An 18635-nucleotide genomic window follows, 5' to 3' on the forward strand; every position below is an offset into this window, starting at 1 on the left:
AATCATATTAGATACCATGAGTGTTTTAAATACCCTTCAAGAACGAAGCAATTCAAGATGCGAATTATGCGCAACAACCGAGCAACTTCAACAATACACCCTTCCTCCAGCCCTAAGTGAGAATGTTGCCAATGATATCTTGGTTTGTAACACTTGTTTAAATCAAATTGTAGGGGAAGAGGAAATGGATCCTAATCATTGGCGTTGTTTAAATGAAAGTATGTGGAGTGAGCATGTAGCAGTACAAATTATGGCTTGGCGACTGTTTCAAAGATTGCGACATGAAGGTTGGCCAAAAGATCTGCTAGATATGATGTATTTGGATGATGAAAATTTGGCTTTTGCTAGATTAACTGGAGAGCATGAAGATGAGGCTAATAAAATTATTCATCGCGATGTTAATGGGGTTATTTTACAAGCAGGTGATTCGGTGGTTTTAGTAAAAGACTTAAAAGTGAAAGGGTCAAGTATGGTAGCAAAGCAGGGTACTGCAGTTAGAAATATTCGATTAGATCATGAAAACGCCGAGTATATTGAAGGCAAAGTTGATGGGCAACAGATTGTGATTATTACAAAATATGTTAAACGACTTAATTAGTCGTTGTCATTAGTTTTGTTCTTTTTAAACCATCCCATTCCAAACGGAAATAAAATCAACAGAAAAAAGAATTGTCCAGTAACAAGTCCATAAATGGTAACAACCAAAGCAATGGCTAAAAGAATATAAACATACTTTTCTTTCATATCATGATTTTAGTTTTCTAAACTGATTTGGAGTTAGGCATTTTATGTATTTGAATTGCCTGTTAAAATTAGAAATATTGTTAAATCCACACTGCTCTGCAATATCTCCTATTGATAAATCTTTTTCAGAAACTAACAATTTACAGGCATTTTCAATACGCAGCTCGTTCAAAAACGTAAAATAAGTTTTATTGGTTCGCTTTTTAAAGTATTTACAAAAGGCATTTTTGGTCATTGAAGCCACGTTTGAAACTGATTCAAGAGAAACGTCTTCATTAAAATGGCTCATTGTAAACTCAAAAACTTCACGCATGCGTTTTCCTTCTATATCGGTATATTTTTTATCATAAATAAATGAAGAAAGACTTTTGTATGATGCTGAAGAGGCTAATTTAAGCAGATCCAATAAAATAATAAACCGACTTAATTTTGTGGCATTTTGAAGCTGAAAAAAGAGTTCATGTAGGCGTTTTCTATGTGAGGTTACCTTAAAGCCATTCGTAGCCCTTCTAAAAAATGGTTGTAATTCATGCAGTTCTTCAAGTTCAAAAAAATGCTTACCAAATGAGTTTTTTGTAAAAAATAAGGTCAGCATATGAGAGTGTACATTAGCCTTTAAGTCACTTTTAAATACATGTGGTAAATTGCTGCCAATTACCAATATGTCTCCTTTAGAATAGTCATTTATAGTGTCGCCAACAATTAAGGTGCCTTCGCCTTCAACAATTAGACTTAATTGAATTTCTTCATGTTGATGTAATTGATCATAAAACACCATGTCATAATCAACCTGAAAAACCAGTGCATCCAGTTCCGGTTTTGGTATTTTAAATGGAAGGACTCTCATTAATTTAATAATTACTATTCAAAAATAGTATTAATATTTTATAAATGGATAATATAGTATCAATATTGGATAAACACTAATTATTCTGTTCGCTTGTTTAGAACTAATTTTACCCTATTAAAAAATTTAAATTATGAGCATACTTTGGGAAGGTGTAATGCCTGCAGTAACTACAAAATTTACAGAGACTGATGAATTAGATTTAAAAACTTTTAAACTCAATATCAATGCACAGTTGGAAGCAGGTGTTCATGGGATTGTTTTAGGTGGAACCTTGGGAGAAGCTAGTACATTAACTGATGAAGAAAAGCGTATTTTAACAAGAACTACCGTTGAGTTTGTAAATGGCAGAGTCCCTGTTTTGATTAATATTGCAGAGCAGAGTACAAAAGGAGCCATCGAGGCAGCCAGAAAAGCGAAAGAAGATGGCGCAAGCGGACTCATGGTGTTGCCTCCAATGCGCTATAAATCTGGAGACCGGGAAACGATTGAATATTTTAAAGCGGTGGCTAATAGCACAACACTGCCAATAATGGTATATAATAATCCGGTAGATTATAAAATTGAAGTGACTTTAGATATGTTTGAAACGTTGTTAAATGCATGTCCAAACATTCAGGCCGTTAAAGAATCAACCCGAGATATATCTAACGTGACTAGAATTAAGAACCGTTTTGGTGATCGCCTGAAAATTTTAACAGGAGTAGATACTTTGGCCTTGGAAAGTCTTTTAATGGGTGCCGATGGCTGGGTTGCCGGTTTGGTTTGTGCATTCCCTGCTGAAACGGTCGCCATTTATGAACTTCAAAAAGCGGGTAGAATTAAAGAAGCTATCGAAATTTATCGTTGGTTTTTACCCTTGTTGGAGTTGGATATAAACCCTAAATTAGTACAGAATATAAAATTGGCAGAAGTGTACACAGGTTTAGGGACCGAAAATGTTCGACCACCAAGATTACCGTTGCATGGCAAGGAACGCGAAGAGGTTATACGTATTATCGAAGAAGGAATAAAAAACAGACCAATTTTACCAAACTACAAAGAACTGGCTACGGTATAAGAAATTAAATATCAAGGGTTAAAAAAACGAGAAAAATGATTACGGGAAACAATTATATTGGTAATAAACAATCAGCAATAGGAGAAAAGACCTATAAAACTTTTAATCCGCAATTAAATTTAGAAAACAAACCCATTTTTACTGAAGCTTCAAAAGAAGAAATTGATGAAGCTGTTGCTTTAGCTACAAATGCGTTTAAAATCTTCAGAACTGTTTCCGGAGAAAAAAAAGCTTCGTTTTTGAATGCCATTGCCGATGAGATTTTGGCTTTAGATGACGAACTTATCCAAACCTATTGTTCCGAATCTGGGCTTCCTGAGGGGAGGGCGAAAGGTGAACGTGGCAGAACCGTTGGTCAATTGCGTATGTTTGCTGATTTAGTATTAGAAGGATCATGGGTAGAAGCCACAATTGATACGGCCCAACCTGAACGAGAACCGCTTCCAAAATCAGATATTCGAAAAATGTTGGTGCCTTTGGGTCCTGTGGTTGTATTTGGAGCAAGTAATTTTCCATTGGCCTATTCAACTGCCGGAGGTGATACTGCAGCTGCATTGGCCGCTGGTTGTCCTGTAATTGTAAAATCGCACCCTATGCACTCCGGCACTGGAGAATTGGTTGCTTCAGCCATCATTAAAGCGGCGCAAAAAACAGGAATGCCCAATGGTGTGTTTTCAAATTTAAATAGTCGTGGGATAGAAGTGGGTTCGCAATTGGCAAAACATCCTGGTGTTAAAGCTATAGGTTTTACGGGAAGTATCAAAGGCGGACGAGCTTTGTATGATTTAGCTGCCCAACGTGAAGAGCCTATTCCCGTGTTTGCTGAAATGGGGAGTGTTAATCCGGTAGTTATTTTACCTAGTGCTTTGAAAAATAGAAATGCTGTTTTGGCAAAAACCTATGCGAGTTCCATTACTTTGGGAACAGGACAATTTTGCACCAATCCAGGATTGATTTTAGGAATAAAAAGTGATGACCTTTCAAGTTTTATTAAAAATTTATCTGATGAAATTATAAAGATTGAGCCCTCTTGTATGTTGCACCCTAATATTATTGGGGCTTATGAAAAAAATAAGCAAAATGCCATATCACAGGCAGAATTGCAGGTGGTTGCTGATTATGATTTGGATGTACCAACCAATTACGCAAGACAAACCGTAACTACCGTCAAAGGGAAAACGTTTTTAGAAAATCCAACTTTACATCAAGAAGTTTTTGGTCCTTATTCAATTGTTGTTCAGTGTGAAAATGAAGCACAATTAACTAGCATTATTTCAAAATTAGAGGGTCAATTGACGGGAACATTAATCGCCGATGGAAATGAAGCTTCCCAATACCCAGAGCTTATTTCGGCGTTGCGAAATCGCGTGGGACGATTGATTTATAATGGTGTTCCAACTGGTGTTGAAGTATGCGCGTCAATGACGCATGGTGGACCATATCCCGCTTCAACTGATAGTCGTTTTACGGCTGTAGGTATTCATTCTATAAAACGATGGGTGAGACCATTTAGCTATCAAGATTGGCCAAATAACTTGCTTCCCAATGAATTAAAAAACGAAAATCCTTTAGGTATTTTACGAAACTTAAACGGTAAGCTCACCAACCAGAGTATTTAATTTTAAATAGTTGTTTTATGAAAAGTTTCAAATTCTTATTAATCATTCTTTGTTTTGGATTTTTGTCTTTCCAAAATCCTTCAAATTCCGATAAATTAAGCGCCATTATTGCAACATACGAAACAGAGCGTGACTATGATTTTGAATGGAGCGAATCTGTTGAAAATACGGCTAAATATTATCAAGCTGAAGCTGATTTTTCAAAGAAGTTAAAAGAAGAATTAGAGCAAGTTTCAGAAGAAGGTTTATCTGAAACCGAAAAAATATCAAGAGCACTCTTACTGTTTGTTTTACAAGATAAGATTGATGAAAACACCTATAAAACCTACTTAAATACAATTACAAACGAATCTGCTTTTCATTTAAATTTAAGCAGAATAGGTAATAGGACACTCAATAACAAAGAGCAAGTTATCGACTACTTAAAGCAGCTTGACAAATTACCTAAAAGAATTGATTATAACCTAGATTTGTTGAGAGCATCTATAAAGGAAGGAATGGCGCAGCCGAGAGTTGTGTTTAATAATTATGATGACAGCTATAACAAGCACATCGTGTCTGATGTTACTAAAAGTGAATTTTACAAACCATTTTTAAATTTACCTGATTCGTTTTCAGCATCATTGAAGGACTCAATAATTCAGGTAGCTAAAGAAAGTGTTCAGAAAAATGCTGTAGATCAATATAAAAAAATAAAGCGCTTCTTTATCGACGACTATTTTCCTAATACCAGAAAAGGGTTAGGGGTTTCAACTATTCCAAATGGTAAAGCATTTTATCAAAATAGAATCAATTACTTTACAACTAGTAATCAGTATACAGCCGATGATATTCATCAAATTGGATTAAGAGAAGTGGCGCGCATCAAGGCCGAAATGCAAAGTATTATTGATGATTTAGGGTTTAAAGGCAGTTTTGCAGAATTTTTAGAATTCTTGAGAACAGACGAGCAATTCTATCCTAAAACCGCTAAAGAACTACTTATGTTTGCGCGTGATATCGCCAAACGTATCGATGCCGAATTGCCTAAATTTTTTAAGACTTTACCTCGAAAACCTTATGGCGTTGTTCCAGTTCCAGAAGATTTGGCTCCTAACTATACAGGTGGTCGATATTCAGGCTCTTACAGTGAAACCACGGCAGGATTTTACTGGGTAAACACCTACAACCTACCAAGCAGAACCTTGTATACTATTCCTGCGTTAACAGCTCATGAGGCTGTTCCAGGGCATCATTTACAAATTTCATTAAACAACGAACTTCCTGAATCTATACCCAATTTCAGAAGACGATTATATTTATCGGCCTATGGTGAAGGTTGGGGTTTATATTCTGAATATTTAGCAGATGAAATGAATATCTATACAACACCTTATGAAAAGTTTGGTCAGTTAACTTACGAAATGTGGAGAGCCTGCAGGTTAGTAGTTGATACTGGAGTACATGCGAAAGGCTGGACTAGACAGCAAATGCTTGATTATATGGCAAAAAATACCGCCTTGTCTATTCACGAAGTAACAACGGAAACTGATCGTTATATTTCGTGGCCAGGCCAGGCATTATCTTATAAAATTGGCGAGATAAAAATTAGGGAATTACGTAAAAGAGCAGAGGAAGCTTTGGGTGATAAGTTTGACATCCGTGAATTTCATGAAGTTATTCTCGAAGAAGGTACGGTTACACTTTCAATTATGGAGGAGCGCATAAATAATTATATCGAGAAAGTTAAAAATAATGAAAAGTAATTCCCTCCTTGAGGAGGGTTAGGGAGGTGTTGAAATGCCAAATAAAATTATTCCATATAAACCAGAATTGCGTGCTTATGCAAGGAATTTGAGAAAAAGCGCAACCTTATCTGAAAAACTATTGTGGAAAAAGATAAGGAATAGGGCATTTGAAGTTCAGTTTCATAGGCAGGTGCCGATGCTAGATTATATTGTAGATTTCTATTGTCATGAAATAGGATTAGCTATCGAAATAGATGGAAATAGTCATGATCACAAATATTTTTACGATGCTAAAAGACAAGGGAGGTTAGAAGCTGAAGGCGTTAAATTTATTCGTTTTTCAGATGCTGAAATAAGGCAGCATATGCATAACGCATTAGTCACATTGAAATCTAAAATTGAAGAATTGTTAAATGAATGACACCCACCTAAATCCTCCCTCAAGGGAGGACTTTACAAAAGCTCAACAAAAGAGTGTAGCATGTAATTCCCTCTTTGAGGAGGATTAGCAAGATTAAAATAATGTTATGAAAAACACTTTTGTATGTATCGATGCTCATACCTGCGGAAATCCAGTTAGAGTCATCAAGGAAGGCGGGCCTAAACTTATTGGTAACACAATGAGTGAAAAACGCCAACACTTTTTAAAAGAATATGATTGGATTCGCAAAGGATTGATGTTTGAACCTCGCGGTCATGATATGATGAGCGGTAGTATTTTGTATCCCCCACACAATCCAGAACATGATTTTGCCATTTTGTTTATTGAAACTTCAGGTTGTTTGCCAATGTGCGGTCATGGCACTATTGGCACGATAACCATAGCCATCGAAGAAGGTTTGATAAAACCAAAAACTCCTGGCAAGATCAGGATGGAAGCACCTGCAGGTTTGGTTGAAATAGACTATCAGCAAACTGGAAATAAAGTAGATTGGGTAAAACTTACTAATGTAAAAAGCTATTTGGCTGCTGAAGGGTTGTCAGTAGATTGTCCAGAATTAGGTGAGTTAACATTTGATGTAGCTTATGGGGGTAATTTTTATGCTATTGTTGATCCACAGAAGAATTTTTCTGGAGTGCACGATTTTTCAGCTTCTAAAATTATTCAATATTCTCAAGTACTGAGACAGAGAATTAACGAGTTATATCCAAATCATTTCATTCATCCAGAAAACGAAACCATAAAGGATGTGAGCCATTTATTATGGACTGGTAATACTATTGATCCAAATTCGTCAGGTAGAAACGCGGTGTTTTATGGAGATAAGGCTATTGATAGAAGTCCATGTGGTACAGGAACATCGGCACGATTGGCACAATTATATGCTAAAGGAAAATTAAAACTTGGAGAGGATTACATCCACGAAAGTTTTATAGGCAGTAAGTTTGTTGGACGCGTTGAAAAAGAAACTACCTTAGGAGATCAACTAGCTATCATTCCTAGTATAAAAGGTTGGGCTAAAATTTATGGTCATAATATAATAACGATAGATTCTGAAGATGATCCGTATGCACACGGGTTTCAGGTGATTTAATATGAGTAAGAATGTTATAGTAATTGGTGGTGGAATTATTGGACTGTGTTCTGCCTATTACCTTCAAAAGGAGGGATGCCAAGTTACAGTAGTAGATCAATCTAATATGGATTCTGGGGCTTCCTATGTTAACGCAGGCTATTTGTCACCGAGTCATATTATCCCGCTCTCTGCTCCTGGTGTGATGAAAAAAGGCATTAAATGGATGTTTAATTCATCAAGTCCGTTATATATTAAACCCCGTTTAGATACTGATTTTTTGAGATGGACATTGGCATTTAATAAGTCCTGTAATGCAGGGCATGTTAAAAAAGCGATTCCAATTATTAAAGAAATTTCGGTATTAAGTCAAGACTTATACGATGACATTAAGACAGCTGAAAACTTTACATTCCATTATGAAAAGAAAGGTCTATTGATGTTATGTCAAACTGAAAAAATGCTTGAGGAGGAGATTAAAACTGTGCATTTAGCTCAACAAGAAGGATTAGAAGCTGAAGAAATTACTCTTAAAGAGCTTCATAAATTAGAACCTAATGTCACTTTAAATGTTAAAGGAGCAATCTACTATAAATGCGACTCACATTCGACTCCTAATGAGTTTATGAACGAATTAAAGGCTTATTTAAAAAACACAGGAGTTCAGTTTTTTGCGAATGAAAAAGTAGAAGATATAGAAACTAATAAAGATAAAATTACATCTGTAATTACCAATAAGCAGAAGTTAAGCGGTGACGAGTTTGTTTTGGCAGCCGGTTCATGGAGTGCCCTTATTAGTAAAAAATTAGACTTAAAATTATTGTTGCAAGCAGGAAAAGGCTATAGAATTAATACCCAACAACCAACCGGAATTAGAATTCCATCTATTTTGGCAGAAGCAAAAGTTGCTGTAACTCCTATGAATGGTTTTACACGGTTCGCAGGCACTATGGAAATTGCTGGCATCAACCAAAACATCAATAAAGTTAGAGTAGAGGCTATTGCTAACGCTGCGCATCGTTATTATCCCGAAATTGAATTAACAGAACAAGAAAAAGATAATGCAGCCTGTGGGTTACGCCCAGTATCTCCAGATGGAATGCCCTATATTGGTAAATCTTCCAAGTGTGAAAATTTGACCATTGCTACTGGACATGCCATGATGGGTTGGAGTATGGGTACTGCCACTGGAAAATTGGTTGCCGAAACAATTATTGGTAAGAAACCATCTTTGGATATGACCATGTTTAATCCAGACAGAAAGTTTTAGACCTTTTTAACGTGGTTAGTAATATAATCAAGTCAAGTAATACTTGCGTTTATATTATTGGATTGTAATCAATCTCTTCACTGCTAATTTTATATAGATTTATAAAACGTAATTTCAAATAACTATATAAAATTACCATTCAACTACAGTAACCTAGGCTTATATCGATAATTGCCCTTGCTTTTTTATAAAGTCGATTAGATTTACATCATAATTAAATAAGCCAATTTCAGATGCTGTCTGAATTAAAATTAAAAAACCCTCAAAATTAAAAAGTTATGTCACAATTGATTCTTTTGTTTTTACTTGTCTTGATAAGTTGTTTGTTTTTCTTTGTAGAAAATAAATCCTTTGGATCTGGTTTTTCCATGGCCGGTGGGACTGACATGGATATGTCTAATCAAAAAGTTTTTAGTGACTTGAATAAACAAGTGCAGGATGAAACATTACCTTCCAGGAACAACGAGTTTGTGAATAATAAACATTTAAACAATGTATCTAACACTATTATACCCTCTAATAAAGCCATTCATTGTAACTCATTAAAAATTACAAATGCCAATAAAGATTTAAAAAATAACCTTAAGCTCCTAGAATATATCATGACTATCGAATCACATTTAGCAAACCAAGCTTTAAAGAATTGTTACTCTACTGACAAGCTTGAAGAGTATTTAATAGTAAAAAAGGAAATTCAATATAAAATTCTTGAATTATCAAAATTTATTTCTCAATCTCAATCAAATCAAAATTACTTAAGTTAAGATAATTCTCTTACTCTTCATTCCGTTTTTTAGTTAAGTATTCATTACTTCTCCATTCGTCGACACTTAATCTTCATTCGTCGACACTTGTTTATGTTTTAATCGAAGCGATTAAGATTTACAGAACCTTTTTAAGGATATTTACCCTGTTACACCAAAATTTGATTAAATGTCTGAAAAAAAGCTCTCTATTTTATTTATCGAGGATGATTTAGTAGAAACGATGAAAATAAATAGAACTCTAAAAAAGTTAGGGGTAAATCATGAAATCCAGGAAGCTAAAAATGGAGAGGAAGCCTTAATTCTTTTAAAGTCGAATGATAATCTTCCTGATATTATTCTACTTGATTTAAATATGCCTAAAGTTAATGGGTTAGAGTTTTTAAAAATTCTAAAACAAGACGAAAAGTTAAAATACTTGCCAACAATTGTATTAACCACCTCAAACAATCATAAAGACATTTTAGAGTGTTATAAAATAGGAATAGCGGGATATATTTTAAAACCATTAAGTTTTGATGCTTATATAAACAAATTAGATAAATTATTAGCCTATTGGAGTTTAAATGAACTTATTAAGGTGTAATCTCACTGAAAACCATTTTTAAAGTTAAATTTTATTATATTGCTCATCTAGAATAAGATAGAATCTCTGGCTCGTCTTAAAACGCTATGACTATATAATTGCTTTGTTAAATAAATGACAGATACTAAAGTGAAAATATTAGAACGAACACTACAGCGCGAACGAGTTGCTAGAAAACATGCAGAAACAATTTTAGAAAACAAATCTTTAGAATTGTACGAGCTTACAGAGAAGCTAAAAAACAACAACTCTTTATTAGAAAATTTATTAAATCAAAAAAATCTAGAATTACAAGGCGTTTTCAAAAATATAGTAGATGCTTACTGTATCATGGATATGTATGGAAGTGTTTTAGAGCTAAATGAAGCTACGTTAAAACTTCTAGGTCTTAAGTCTAGACCAAAAAATTTAAACTTGCTAGATTTTTTACATATTGATGATGTCGTTGTGGCTTTTGATGCATTTAATGAACTAAAGTGGTCAGGGGAGTTTAAAGATTTAAGAGTTAGGATTGTTAGTCGAGACAAAAAAATAAAGCAGATTCACATCAATGCCAGTTTAATTTGCGATAGCCAAGGAAGGCCTGTTGCAGTCCAAGGAATAGCAAGAGATATCACCCAAGAATTTCAGGTAAAGCAAAATCTTATAGAGTCTGAAAGTAGACTTAAAACACTTATACTTAATTTAGATAGTGCCATTCTTCTGGAGGATGAGAGTGGTAAAGTTGTTTTTGTAAACACTATGTTTTGCAACCTCTTTGCAGAAGGTAAAAATCCTAATTCATTAATAAGTAAACCCGCAAGTACTTTATTAGAAATGTCAAAAGTTCATTTTGAAGACCAAGAAAAGCATGTTACTAGAATACATGAAATTAAAGATCAACAAAAGGAGAGTTTAGGAGAAGAATTGTATTTGGTTAATGGCAAAATTTTAGAGCGTGATTTCATTCCCATAAAAGATGGTGGCGAAAATAAAGGGAACTTATGGAGTTTTAGGGATATAACTCTCGAACGGAATTATTTTAAAACATTAGAAGCTGAAAAACATAAATATAGCAGTATTATTGCCAATATGCATCTTGGTTTAATAGAGGCTAATGTCCAAAACAAAATTATTCTAGTTAATCAGAGCTTTGAAAAATTGTCAGGATACTCTAAAAAAGAATTGATAGGCAAAGACGCCATTAAACTGTTAGTCCCAAATGAGGATAAGGCTTTAGCTCAAAAAATTGTGGCAAAAACCAAAGCTGGCCTCATTGGTTCGCAAGAAGTTTCTATAAAAACAAAAACAGGTGAGTGTAAATCTGTTTTAGTGAGTTCTGCACCTAATTATGATATTACTGGACAACAGGCTGGTTCTATAGGTGTAGTATTAGATATTACAGTTTTGAAAGAATTAGAAAGTCAAAAAGAAGATTTACTTAAAACTTTAGAAAAAAGTAATAATGAATTACAAGAATATGCCCATGTGGTATCACATGACTTAAAATCACCCTTAAGAAATATATTTGCATTAGTAGCCTGGATAAAGGAAGATTCTATCAATAGTTTAAGCCATGAAAGTTTGGCCAATTTAGCTATGATAGAATCTACTTTAGAGCATATGGAACGACTAATTTCTGATATTCTAGATTACTCTAGTATTAAAATAGATAAAAATAGGATAGAGCCAGTAGATATAAATGAAATTGTTGATGAAGTTAAAGAAATATTAATTATTCCAAAACATATTTCAGTAAACACCCTTAATAAACTTCCAGTAATCAATGGTGATAAAGTAAGATTTCAACAATTGTTTCAAAATTTAATTGAAAATGCTGTGAAATATATTGATAAACCTAAAGGCCTCGTGCGTATTGCTTTTGAAGAACAGCCCTCTCATTATCAATTTTCAATTTCTGACAATGGCATTGGAATTCAAGAAAAATATTTTGACAAAATTTTCGAAATTTTTAATTCACTGTCTAATGTTAAAAATTCTAGTGGGGTAGGGCTAAACATTGTAAAAAAAATAGTTCAAATGTATAATGGTAACATTTGGCTAGAAAGTGAGACTAGTAAAGGGTCAACATTTTATTTCACAATAGCAAAATCAATTAAAATCAATTAAAATATGAAAGGAATAGTATTTACAGAGTTTTTGACATTAGTAGAAAACAAATTTGGTTTAGATGTGGCTGATCAAATTATTGAAGAATCAAATCTAGAATCAAATGGGGCTTATACTTCTGTAGGTACTTATGATTTTTCTGAAATGTTAAGTTTGTTGTCAAACCTTAGTGCTTTAAGTAAAATTAGTGTAGATGATTTGTTGCAAATCTATGCAGAGCATTTTTTTGATGTACTATTAAAAAGTTACCCTCATTTTTTTAAGACCCATAACGACCCTATAGAATTTTTGTCGGTTGTAGAAAGTCATATTCATGTAGAAGTTTTAAAAATATATCCAGATGCAGAGTTGCCAAGTTTTAAAGTGTTAGAGAAAACTAAAGATAAGTTAATTATGGTTTATACCTCCTCTAGAGCAATGTATACCTTTGGTTTAGGTTTAATGCATAAAACGTTCAAACATTATAATTGTAAGGCTAATATATTAGTTGAAAAGATTAAGGAAGATGGCACCCAAGTTAAATTTAGTATTAATAAAATATAATGGAAATGTTGTCAAACAAGGTTCTAGAAAGGTCATTGCTTAGAGAGCGAATGGGGAGAAAGCATGCCGAAAATTTGCTTGAAGACAAAACCCTTGAATTATTTTTATTGACACAAAGATTTCAAAACATAACTGAAAAATTGCAAGATAGTTTAAAGGATAAAAACCTTAAACTTGAAGCGGTGTTCTCAAACAGTAACGATGCTTATATACTTATCGACGAACATGGTAATATTAAAAACATAAATCAACATTCGGTCGATTTGTTTAATATGGGTGTTGATTTGAAACAGCTTAACGTATTAGATACTATTTATAGAGAAGATTTAGATAAATATGCAAAAGGTCTAGAAAGACTTTATAAAAAAGGCGAGTTGAAAAACTTTTTTATAAGGATCTGGGACAAAGATGAAGTTATTAGAACTGTTCAAATTAATGCAAGCGCTATTTATGATGAGCAAAAGAGGCCAATTGGTGCTCATGGTATTGTAAGAGACGTTTCAGAGAGTGAAGCCGATAAGCAAAAAATAAAAGTACAAAAGGATGAGTTAAATATAATCATTGAAAATTCACCAATTGGGGTGTGTTTGTATAAAGGGGATACGTTAAGTAGTGTCCTTAAGGTCAATAATGCCTTATGTGAAATGACCGGATATTCTGAACAAGAATTTCTAAATTTTAATGGTAAAGATCTTACCTACCACGGAGACAAACTCGCCACCCAACGATTAAGAAAAAAATTGAACGAAGGTGAGATTAAATCGTTTCAACTAGAGAAACGTTTCGTCAGAAAGGATGGGTCTTTGCTGTGGGCTAAAACTTATGTAAAATCAATTTTAAATGGTAACGGGGAGATTGCATATAATATTGCCTTAATTGAAGATATTACTCAAGAACGTGAACAAAGTATTGTGTTAAATACAATTAATTATATTACAAGAGATATATTAGGAAATGTTGAAGTGCAATCAATTGCAAGTGTAGTGGTTAAACATGTATGTAATTATTTGCAGGCCGATCATTGTGAATTTATTATTGTTGACCAAGTTAAGAAGAATTATAAACCAATTGCCTATTCAAATTTTAGTGGTAAAGGTGATTGTGGTAAAGGAGAAATAATAAAGGCCGTAAGCAGAAGTGCTATTGAGGACGTCATTAACAGTAAAAAACCCGAATTAATTCACAAAGCTATTACGAGTAATCATCAAATAAATGGCGTGCAAAAAAACGCTTCTCAAATTATTGTTCCTGTGGTAATTGATAACCAAGTGTTGGCTGTTATTCACTCCTTTCATGATAGCGAATATCGTTTTAATGATATAAATTTAAATACCCTTACTAATATTGCTAATATTGTGTCTATTCAGCTTAGAAATGCGATTAATTTAAAGAAGCTGAAAAAAGCAGAACAAAAAAATAAACTGTTATTGAAACAATTAAAGCTTAAAAATGAAGACTTAAGTGAATACGCACATGCCGTGACACATGATCTAAAATCTCCAATGAGAAGTATTTCTAGTTTATTGAGTTGGACTAAAGAAGATTATGGCGCCAATTTAGACGATGGTGCATTGGCTAATTTTGATATTATTCAATCTAAACTTCAGTTAGTGCACAATTTAATAGATGGAATACTTGAATATTCTCAATCAGATGTAGAAAGCTCTGTTGAAGGTGATATTAATGTGAATGTAGTCATCCAAGACATTCTAAATATTATACACATCCCAAATAACTTTACAATTAATATTCAAGATCAATTACCAAGTATAATTGGTCATAGATCTAAAGTGCAACAACTATTTCAAAATTTGATTTGTAATTCAATAAAGTATAACGATAAGCCTAAAGGAATAATTGATGTTGGATATTTTGAAAAAGGCAATAATTATGTGTATTTTGTTAAAGATAACGGCATTGGCATTGATCATAAGTACTTTAAGAAAGTGTTTAAGATATTTAACAAATTAGATAGTAATGATAATTCAACAGGGATTGGTTTAGCAATTGTAAAAAAAATAGTGGAATTTTATGATGGGAAGATTTGGTTAGAAAGCACCCCTGAACAAGGAACAACATTCTTTATTAAACTAAAAAAATCAGCATGAGAGAAACGCCTAAATTAACATATATAAAAGAGTTGTCAGGAGGAGATTTAGAGTTTGAAAATCGTTTGTTGTCGGTAATTGATAAAGAGTTCCCATTTGAGAAAGAGACTTACTATAAAAACTTGAAAGATAAAAATTACCAAAAAGTGGCCGAAAATGTACATAAGCTTAAGCACAAAATTAATATTTTAGGTCTTGAGAAAAGCTATGCCATTGCAGTGGCGTACGAAAACGATCTAAAAGAAAATAATGATGAACTTAAAAATGAGTTTGAGGACATACTTAAAACTATAACAACATATTTAAATCAACTTTAATCAAATTTTTATGACTTGTATATTTATAGATGATGAAGAGGCTGCTAGGACAATTCTGCACCAGTTGAGTTCAAATATTAAAAATTTGGATGTTATTGAAGAATTTTCAAATGCCATTGACGCAATGAAATTTTTAAATAAAAATGAAGTTGATCTTATATTACTAGATATTCACATGCCTGATTTTACAGGATTCGATTTTATACAAACTTTAAAAAATCCACCTAGAATAATCCTCACAACTTCAGATAAAAACTTTGCAATTGAAGCTTTTGAATACGATTGTATTGTTGACTATTTAGTAAAACCTTTAAGTCAATCTAGGTTTACTAAAGCCATACAAAAAGCAGAAACATTTAATTTAGAATCTGAAAACTCTATAAGTACGTCGTCATCAAATACTGGTTCAACAGACAAAGAATTGTTTGTTAATATTGATAGGCGTTTAATTAAAATTGATATCCCTACCATCAAATTAGTTGAAGCTAAAGGCGATTATATTTTGCTAAAAACAGAAACCAAGAATTACACTGTACACTCCACCCTTAAGAAAATTGTTGAAAAACTACCAGATGATCAATTTTTAAAAGTACACCGATCCTATGTTATAAATACAAGTAAAATTATTGACATTGAAGACAATAGTGTACTAATAGATAGAGATGTAATTCCTGTTAGTCGATCAAATAGACCTGAACTCATGAGAAGACTTAATTTGCTTTGATGTTAAACTATTTTAATAAAATAAAATTTATTAATTAGCTCAAAAATCAACTGCTCGTCTAACTATAACCGTACTCTAACGAATAACTACAACATAATATGTTTTGCTGGTTAATTTTGATATTTAATCAAAAAAAACCTACTTATGAAATGTATTATTATTGATGATGAGGCTACAGCCATAGAAATTCTATATAACCATTGCACAAAAATTAATGGTCTAGAGGTTCTAAAAACTTTTGATAATGCTGGAGATGCCCTTAACTTTTTGGACTTGCATGAAATAGATTTAATTTTTTTAGACATCCACATGCCTGTTCTCTCCGGATACGAATTCTTGGATGCTCTATCTAAACGCCCAAAAATTGTACTTACCACTTCTGATCACAACCTTGCTATTAAAGCTTATGAATATAAGTGTATAGTTGATTTTTTAGGAAAACCTTATTCTTTTCCAAGATTTATAAATTCTATTAACAAAGTTAATAGGTCATTTAAAATTGAAAAATGTAAAGAGCTTTCCCCCATAAAAACAGAAAAAATTAATGATTTATATATAAATATTGATAAAAAGCTAGTTAGGATTAAAGTAAATGATATAGATTATATAAAAACTTTAAATAAGAAAGTACAAATCTGTACGAATAATCAGAACTACCTAATTAAATCTTCATTAAGTAAAATATTAGTAAAACTGCCAAAATTTAAATTTTTAAAAGTTCACCAATCTTATATTATAAATATTACTAAAATCATTGATATTAAAAATAATAACATATTAATCAATAATGATTCTATCCCTGTTAGCAGGCTTAATAAGGCCGAACTTTTAAGACGAATTAACCTGATCTAAACTTTGAAAAGGAATAAGTGTTTATTCACCTACACTTAACGCTTATTCGTCGAAATTACAAAGGTGAGAGTTAAGCCTTAACCTACATTTGCTCTATATTAATATTAACAATTTAAACATTTAATTATGAAAAAAATTAACCTACTTTTTATGACATTTTTAGCATTAACTGCTCAAAATGTAATGGCCCAAGACAACGATGACACCAACGTAGATCAACATGAATTACAAGTGTTAGTTCAAGAAGTTGCACTTTTAGACATCTGGGATGCGAGCTTAGCTACACCTGCTGATGTTGGAGTGATTGCTTTTGATATGGGAGATGCTACAACTATCAACACCAATGCCGAAGCTGGTCTTTATGATTTTACGGCTTTAAGTTATACTGACTTGTGGCTAAATTATACTAGTGTTGTTTCTGCTGCTGAACCAACCCGAAATATCTCTGTGCGCTTTAGTGGAGGATCGTTTCCTGGCGGTGTACAACTTGTAATTACACCAGAAGAATCTAATGTGGAGAATGCTGATAATGGTACTCCAGGAACAATAGATACTGCTAACCCTATAAAATTAGGTGCAAATGATATTGTAACCGGAGCGGCTCAAAGTATTGTAACACAAATAGAAAGTGTTTATACAGGAGATGAAGCTTTTGGTGTAAAACTTAAGTATACAATTGAACAGTTTGGAAGTTTTAGCAATTATATTGCTGGGTCTTATTCAACTCAAGTTGTTTATACGCTTTCTGATATTTAATCCCTATTCTCTTTTTTCCCCAATATAAGCCCATTTTAATGGGCTTTTATTTTTTTAGTACCTCAAAGTATAATATTTATGTGTCAGGTATCTAACTGTATATTTTTAATCATTTATCTACTATATACTTCTTCTAGATATACTAGAAACACTTAATGTAAATAAAATACTACTGAACGACACTTAAACGCAAGTGAACGAAATAGAATTAATTCTTCACTATTTCAATATTTCTTTGTTAAACAATTAAGTAAAATATTATAACCAAATATCCAAATATGAAATCATTAGCAATATCTATTATCAGTTTTATAACATGCATTAATTTTTTACATGCCAATGTTGTTGTTTTAAATGGTTTAACTCATTCGTATTCTGGAAGTGCAGGCCAAACGTTTGAAGGTTATATATTATTAGCTAACACTTCAAATGAACAACAACGTGTCACTTTTAGTTTGAGTGAAGCAATTTACAGCTGTGAACAAGAACGTGTAATCGGAAATGACATTGATCATAAAAACTCTTCATCTAGTTGGTTCGAAAGTTCTGTTACTGATGTTACACTATCTCCCAAACAAAAGTATTCATTTAAATACAGCATTACTGTTCCTAACGATGAAACCTTAAATGGATCGTATTGGACAACTTTAATTGTTGACTTGGAAAAACCAATAAGAGAAGAGAAAGTAAATAATATTGCACTAGGAACAAAAATAAGATATGCAATTAGACTACTCACTGATGTAAATAATAAAAACGAGGTTGCTATAGATTTTAAAAGCATTAACCTAAAACTTAATCCAGTTAATCAAAAAAAGCAATTAGATGTGAAAATATTGAATGAGAGCCCATTTATTGAAAATGTTAAGCTTTCATTAGAGGTTTATGATGCTTATGGAAATAAAGTATTAGGAACTAAAACAAAAAGGGCCATTGTGTTTCCAGAGGTATGTAGAGATTTTTCAATTGACGTATCTGGACTTCCCGTTGGCGAATACCAATGTATTGTTTTAGCCGATTCAGATGAGGAGTACATTGGGACCAACATTAGTTTAACAATAAAGTAATCTTTAATACTAGCCCTAATAAAATATC

General features: G+C 32.7%; 19 protein-coding genes. 17 read left to right on the forward strand and 2 right to left on the reverse strand.

All coding sequences use genetic code 11. From position 1 onward, the window contains the following. Window positions 1-16: 16 nt before the first annotated feature. The gene (locus ACFO5O_RS12980; protein ID WP_387964456.1) at window positions 17-598 is read left to right on the forward strand and encodes a PhnA domain-containing protein; all 582 of its coding nucleotides are present in this window, start codon (window positions 17-19) and stop codon (window positions 596-598) included. Here the strand turns inward: ACFO5O_RS12980 and ACFO5O_RS12985 are convergent. Together ACFO5O_RS12985 and ACFO5O_RS12990 are read right to left on the reverse strand one after the other, a co-directional pair. Next, window positions 595-744: a hypothetical protein gene (locus ACFO5O_RS12985; protein ID WP_387964458.1), complete on the reverse strand. Its 150-nt coding sequence runs from the start codon at window positions 742-744 to the stop codon at window positions 595-597. The genes ACFO5O_RS12980 and ACFO5O_RS12985 overlap by 4 nt on opposite strands. A 1-nt stretch (window position 745) precedes the next feature. Further along, complete coding sequence (locus ACFO5O_RS12990) at window positions 746-1591, reverse strand: AraC family transcriptional regulator (protein WP_387964460.1); 846 nt, start codon at window positions 1589-1591, stop codon at window positions 746-748. 133 nt (window positions 1592-1724) lie between these two features. Here ACFO5O_RS12990 and ACFO5O_RS12995 point away from each other — a divergent pair, with 133 nt between their 5' ends. The 16 genes from ACFO5O_RS12995 to ACFO5O_RS13070 all read left to right on the forward strand — a co-directional run bounded on the left by ACFO5O_RS12995 (window position 1725) and on the right by ACFO5O_RS13070 (window position 18607). After that, window positions 1725-2651 carry a dihydrodipicolinate synthase family protein gene (locus ACFO5O_RS12995; RefSeq protein WP_387964462.1) on the forward strand — a complete coding sequence of 309 codons (927 nt, stop codon included), beginning with the start codon at window positions 1725-1727 and terminating at the stop codon, window positions 2649-2651. A gap of 35 nt (window positions 2652-2686) precedes the next feature. After that, window positions 2687-4270 carry an aldehyde dehydrogenase (NADP(+)) gene (locus ACFO5O_RS13000; protein ID WP_387964464.1) on the forward strand — a complete coding sequence of 528 codons (1584 nt, stop codon included), beginning with the start codon at window positions 2687-2689 and terminating at the stop codon, window positions 4268-4270. A 17-nt stretch (window positions 4271-4287) separates the two neighbouring features. Then, the gene (locus ACFO5O_RS13005) at window positions 4288-6015 is read left to right on the forward strand and encodes a DUF885 domain-containing protein (RefSeq protein WP_387964466.1); all 1728 of its coding nucleotides are present in this window, start codon (window positions 4288-4290) and stop codon (window positions 6013-6015) included. A gap of 34 nt (window positions 6016-6049) precedes the next feature. Beyond that, window positions 6050-6418 carry an endonuclease domain-containing protein gene (locus ACFO5O_RS13010; RefSeq protein ID WP_387964468.1) on the forward strand — a complete coding sequence of 123 codons (369 nt, stop codon included), beginning with the start codon at window positions 6050-6052 and terminating at the stop codon, window positions 6416-6418. A 106-nt stretch (window positions 6419-6524) separates the two neighbouring features. Beyond that, window positions 6525-7532, forward strand: a complete 1008-nt coding sequence (locus ACFO5O_RS13015) for a 4-hydroxyproline epimerase (protein WP_387964470.1) — start codon at window positions 6525-6527, stop codon at window positions 7530-7532. A gap of 1 nt (window position 7533) precedes the next feature. Next, window positions 7534-8781, forward strand: a complete 1248-nt coding sequence (locus ACFO5O_RS13020; protein WP_387964472.1) for an NAD(P)/FAD-dependent oxidoreductase — start codon at window positions 7534-7536, stop codon at window positions 8779-8781. Between the two features lie 278 nt (window positions 8782-9059). After that, window positions 9060-9545 carry a hypothetical protein gene (locus tag ACFO5O_RS13025; protein WP_387964474.1) on the forward strand — a complete coding sequence of 162 codons (486 nt, stop codon included), beginning with the start codon at window positions 9060-9062 and terminating at the stop codon, window positions 9543-9545. A gap of 169 nt (window positions 9546-9714) precedes the next feature. Further along, a complete protein-coding gene (locus ACFO5O_RS13030) occupies window positions 9715-10131 on the forward strand; it encodes a response regulator (RefSeq protein WP_387964476.1) in 417 nt (138 codons plus the stop codon). A 114-nt stretch (window positions 10132-10245) separates the two neighbouring features. Beyond that, window positions 10246-12240 (forward strand): PAS domain S-box protein, encoded by a 1995-nt coding sequence (locus ACFO5O_RS13035; protein ID WP_387964478.1) that lies wholly within the window; start codon window positions 10246-10248, stop codon window positions 12238-12240. A gap of 3 nt (window positions 12241-12243) precedes the next feature. Next, complete coding sequence (locus tag ACFO5O_RS13040) at window positions 12244-12783, forward strand: heme NO-binding domain-containing protein (RefSeq protein ID WP_387964480.1); 540 nt, start codon at window positions 12244-12246, stop codon at window positions 12781-12783. Window positions 12784-12788: 5 nt separating this feature from the next. After that, a complete protein-coding gene (locus ACFO5O_RS13045) occupies window positions 12789-14891 on the forward strand; it encodes a PAS domain S-box protein (protein ID WP_387964482.1) in 2103 nt (700 codons plus the stop codon). Then, window positions 14888-15208: an Hpt domain-containing protein gene (locus ACFO5O_RS13050; protein ID WP_387964485.1), complete on the forward strand. Its 321-nt coding sequence runs from the start codon at window positions 14888-14890 to the stop codon at window positions 15206-15208. Before ACFO5O_RS13045 ends, ACFO5O_RS13050 begins: the two co-directional genes overlap by 4 nt. A 10-nt stretch (window positions 15209-15218) precedes the next feature. Next, a complete protein-coding gene (locus ACFO5O_RS13055) occupies window positions 15219-15932 on the forward strand; it encodes a LytR/AlgR family response regulator transcription factor (protein WP_387964487.1) in 714 nt (237 codons plus the stop codon). Between the two features lie 144 nt (window positions 15933-16076). Then, window positions 16077-16784 carry a LytR/AlgR family response regulator transcription factor gene (locus ACFO5O_RS13060; protein ID WP_387964489.1) on the forward strand — a complete coding sequence of 236 codons (708 nt, stop codon included), beginning with the start codon at window positions 16077-16079 and terminating at the stop codon, window positions 16782-16784. A gap of 126 nt (window positions 16785-16910) precedes the next feature. After that, the gene (locus ACFO5O_RS13065; protein WP_387964491.1) at window positions 16911-17540 is read left to right on the forward strand and encodes a hypothetical protein; all 630 of its coding nucleotides are present in this window, start codon (window positions 16911-16913) and stop codon (window positions 17538-17540) included. 278 nt (window positions 17541-17818) lie between these two features. Then, entirely contained in the window at window positions 17819-18607 is a 789-nt protein-coding gene (locus ACFO5O_RS13070) for a hypothetical protein (RefSeq protein ID WP_387964493.1), read from the forward strand. Window positions 18608-18635 lie beyond the last annotated feature (28 nt).

Source organism: Geojedonia litorea (assembly GCF_042654525.1).
GTDB classification, from domain to species: Bacteria; Bacteroidota; Bacteroidia; order Flavobacteriales; family Flavobacteriaceae; genus Geojedonia; species Geojedonia litorea.

Coding starts and splice junctions, on each gene's coding strand:
- ACFO5O_RS12985 (WP_387964458.1), bottom strand. CDS start 744: ATGAAAGAAAAGTATGTTTATATTCTTTTAGCCATTGCTTTGGTTGTT.
- ACFO5O_RS13050 (WP_387964485.1), top strand. CDS start 14,888: ATGAGAGAAACGCCTAAATTAACATATATAAAAGAGTTGTCAGGAGGA.
- ACFO5O_RS13015 (WP_387964470.1), top strand. CDS start 6,525: ATGAAAAACACTTTTGTATGTATCGATGCTCATACCTGCGGAAATCCA.
- ACFO5O_RS13005 (WP_387964466.1), top strand. CDS start 4,288: ATGAAAAGTTTCAAATTCTTATTAATCATTCTTTGTTTTGGATTTTTG.
- ACFO5O_RS13055 (WP_387964487.1), top strand. CDS start 15,219: ATGACTTGTATATTTATAGATGATGAAGAGGCTGCTAGGACAATTCTG.
- ACFO5O_RS13060 (WP_387964489.1), top strand. CDS start 16,077: ATGAAATGTATTATTATTGATGATGAGGCTACAGCCATAGAAATTCTA.
- ACFO5O_RS13020 (WP_387964472.1), top strand. CDS start 7,534: ATGAGTAAGAATGTTATAGTAATTGGTGGTGGAATTATTGGACTGTGT.
- ACFO5O_RS12990 (WP_387964460.1), bottom strand. CDS start 1,591: ATGAGAGTCCTTCCATTTAAAATACCAAAACCGGAACTGGATGCACTG.
- ACFO5O_RS12995 (WP_387964462.1), top strand. CDS start 1,725: ATGAGCATACTTTGGGAAGGTGTAATGCCTGCAGTAACTACAAAATTT.
- ACFO5O_RS13025 (WP_387964474.1), top strand. CDS start 9,060: ATGTCACAATTGATTCTTTTGTTTTTACTTGTCTTGATAAGTTGTTTG.
- ACFO5O_RS13010 (WP_387964468.1), top strand. CDS start 6,050: ATGCCAAATAAAATTATTCCATATAAACCAGAATTGCGTGCTTATGCA.
- ACFO5O_RS12980 (WP_387964456.1), top strand. CDS start 17: ATGAGTGTTTTAAATACCCTTCAAGAACGAAGCAATTCAAGATGCGAA.
- ACFO5O_RS13000 (WP_387964464.1), top strand. CDS start 2,687: ATGATTACGGGAAACAATTATATTGGTAATAAACAATCAGCAATAGGA.
- ACFO5O_RS13070 (WP_387964493.1), top strand. CDS start 17,819: ATGAAATCATTAGCAATATCTATTATCAGTTTTATAACATGCATTAAT.
- ACFO5O_RS13040 (WP_387964480.1), top strand. CDS start 12,244: ATGAAAGGAATAGTATTTACAGAGTTTTTGACATTAGTAGAAAACAAA.
- ACFO5O_RS13030 (WP_387964476.1), top strand. CDS start 9,715: ATGTCTGAAAAAAAGCTCTCTATTTTATTTATCGAGGATGATTTAGTA.
- ACFO5O_RS13035 (WP_387964478.1), top strand. CDS start 10,246: ATGACAGATACTAAAGTGAAAATATTAGAACGAACACTACAGCGCGAA.
- ACFO5O_RS13065 (WP_387964491.1), top strand. CDS start 16,911: ATGAAAAAAATTAACCTACTTTTTATGACATTTTTAGCATTAACTGCT.
- ACFO5O_RS13045 (WP_387964482.1), top strand. CDS start 12,789: ATGTTGTCAAACAAGGTTCTAGAAAGGTCATTGCTTAGAGAGCGAATG.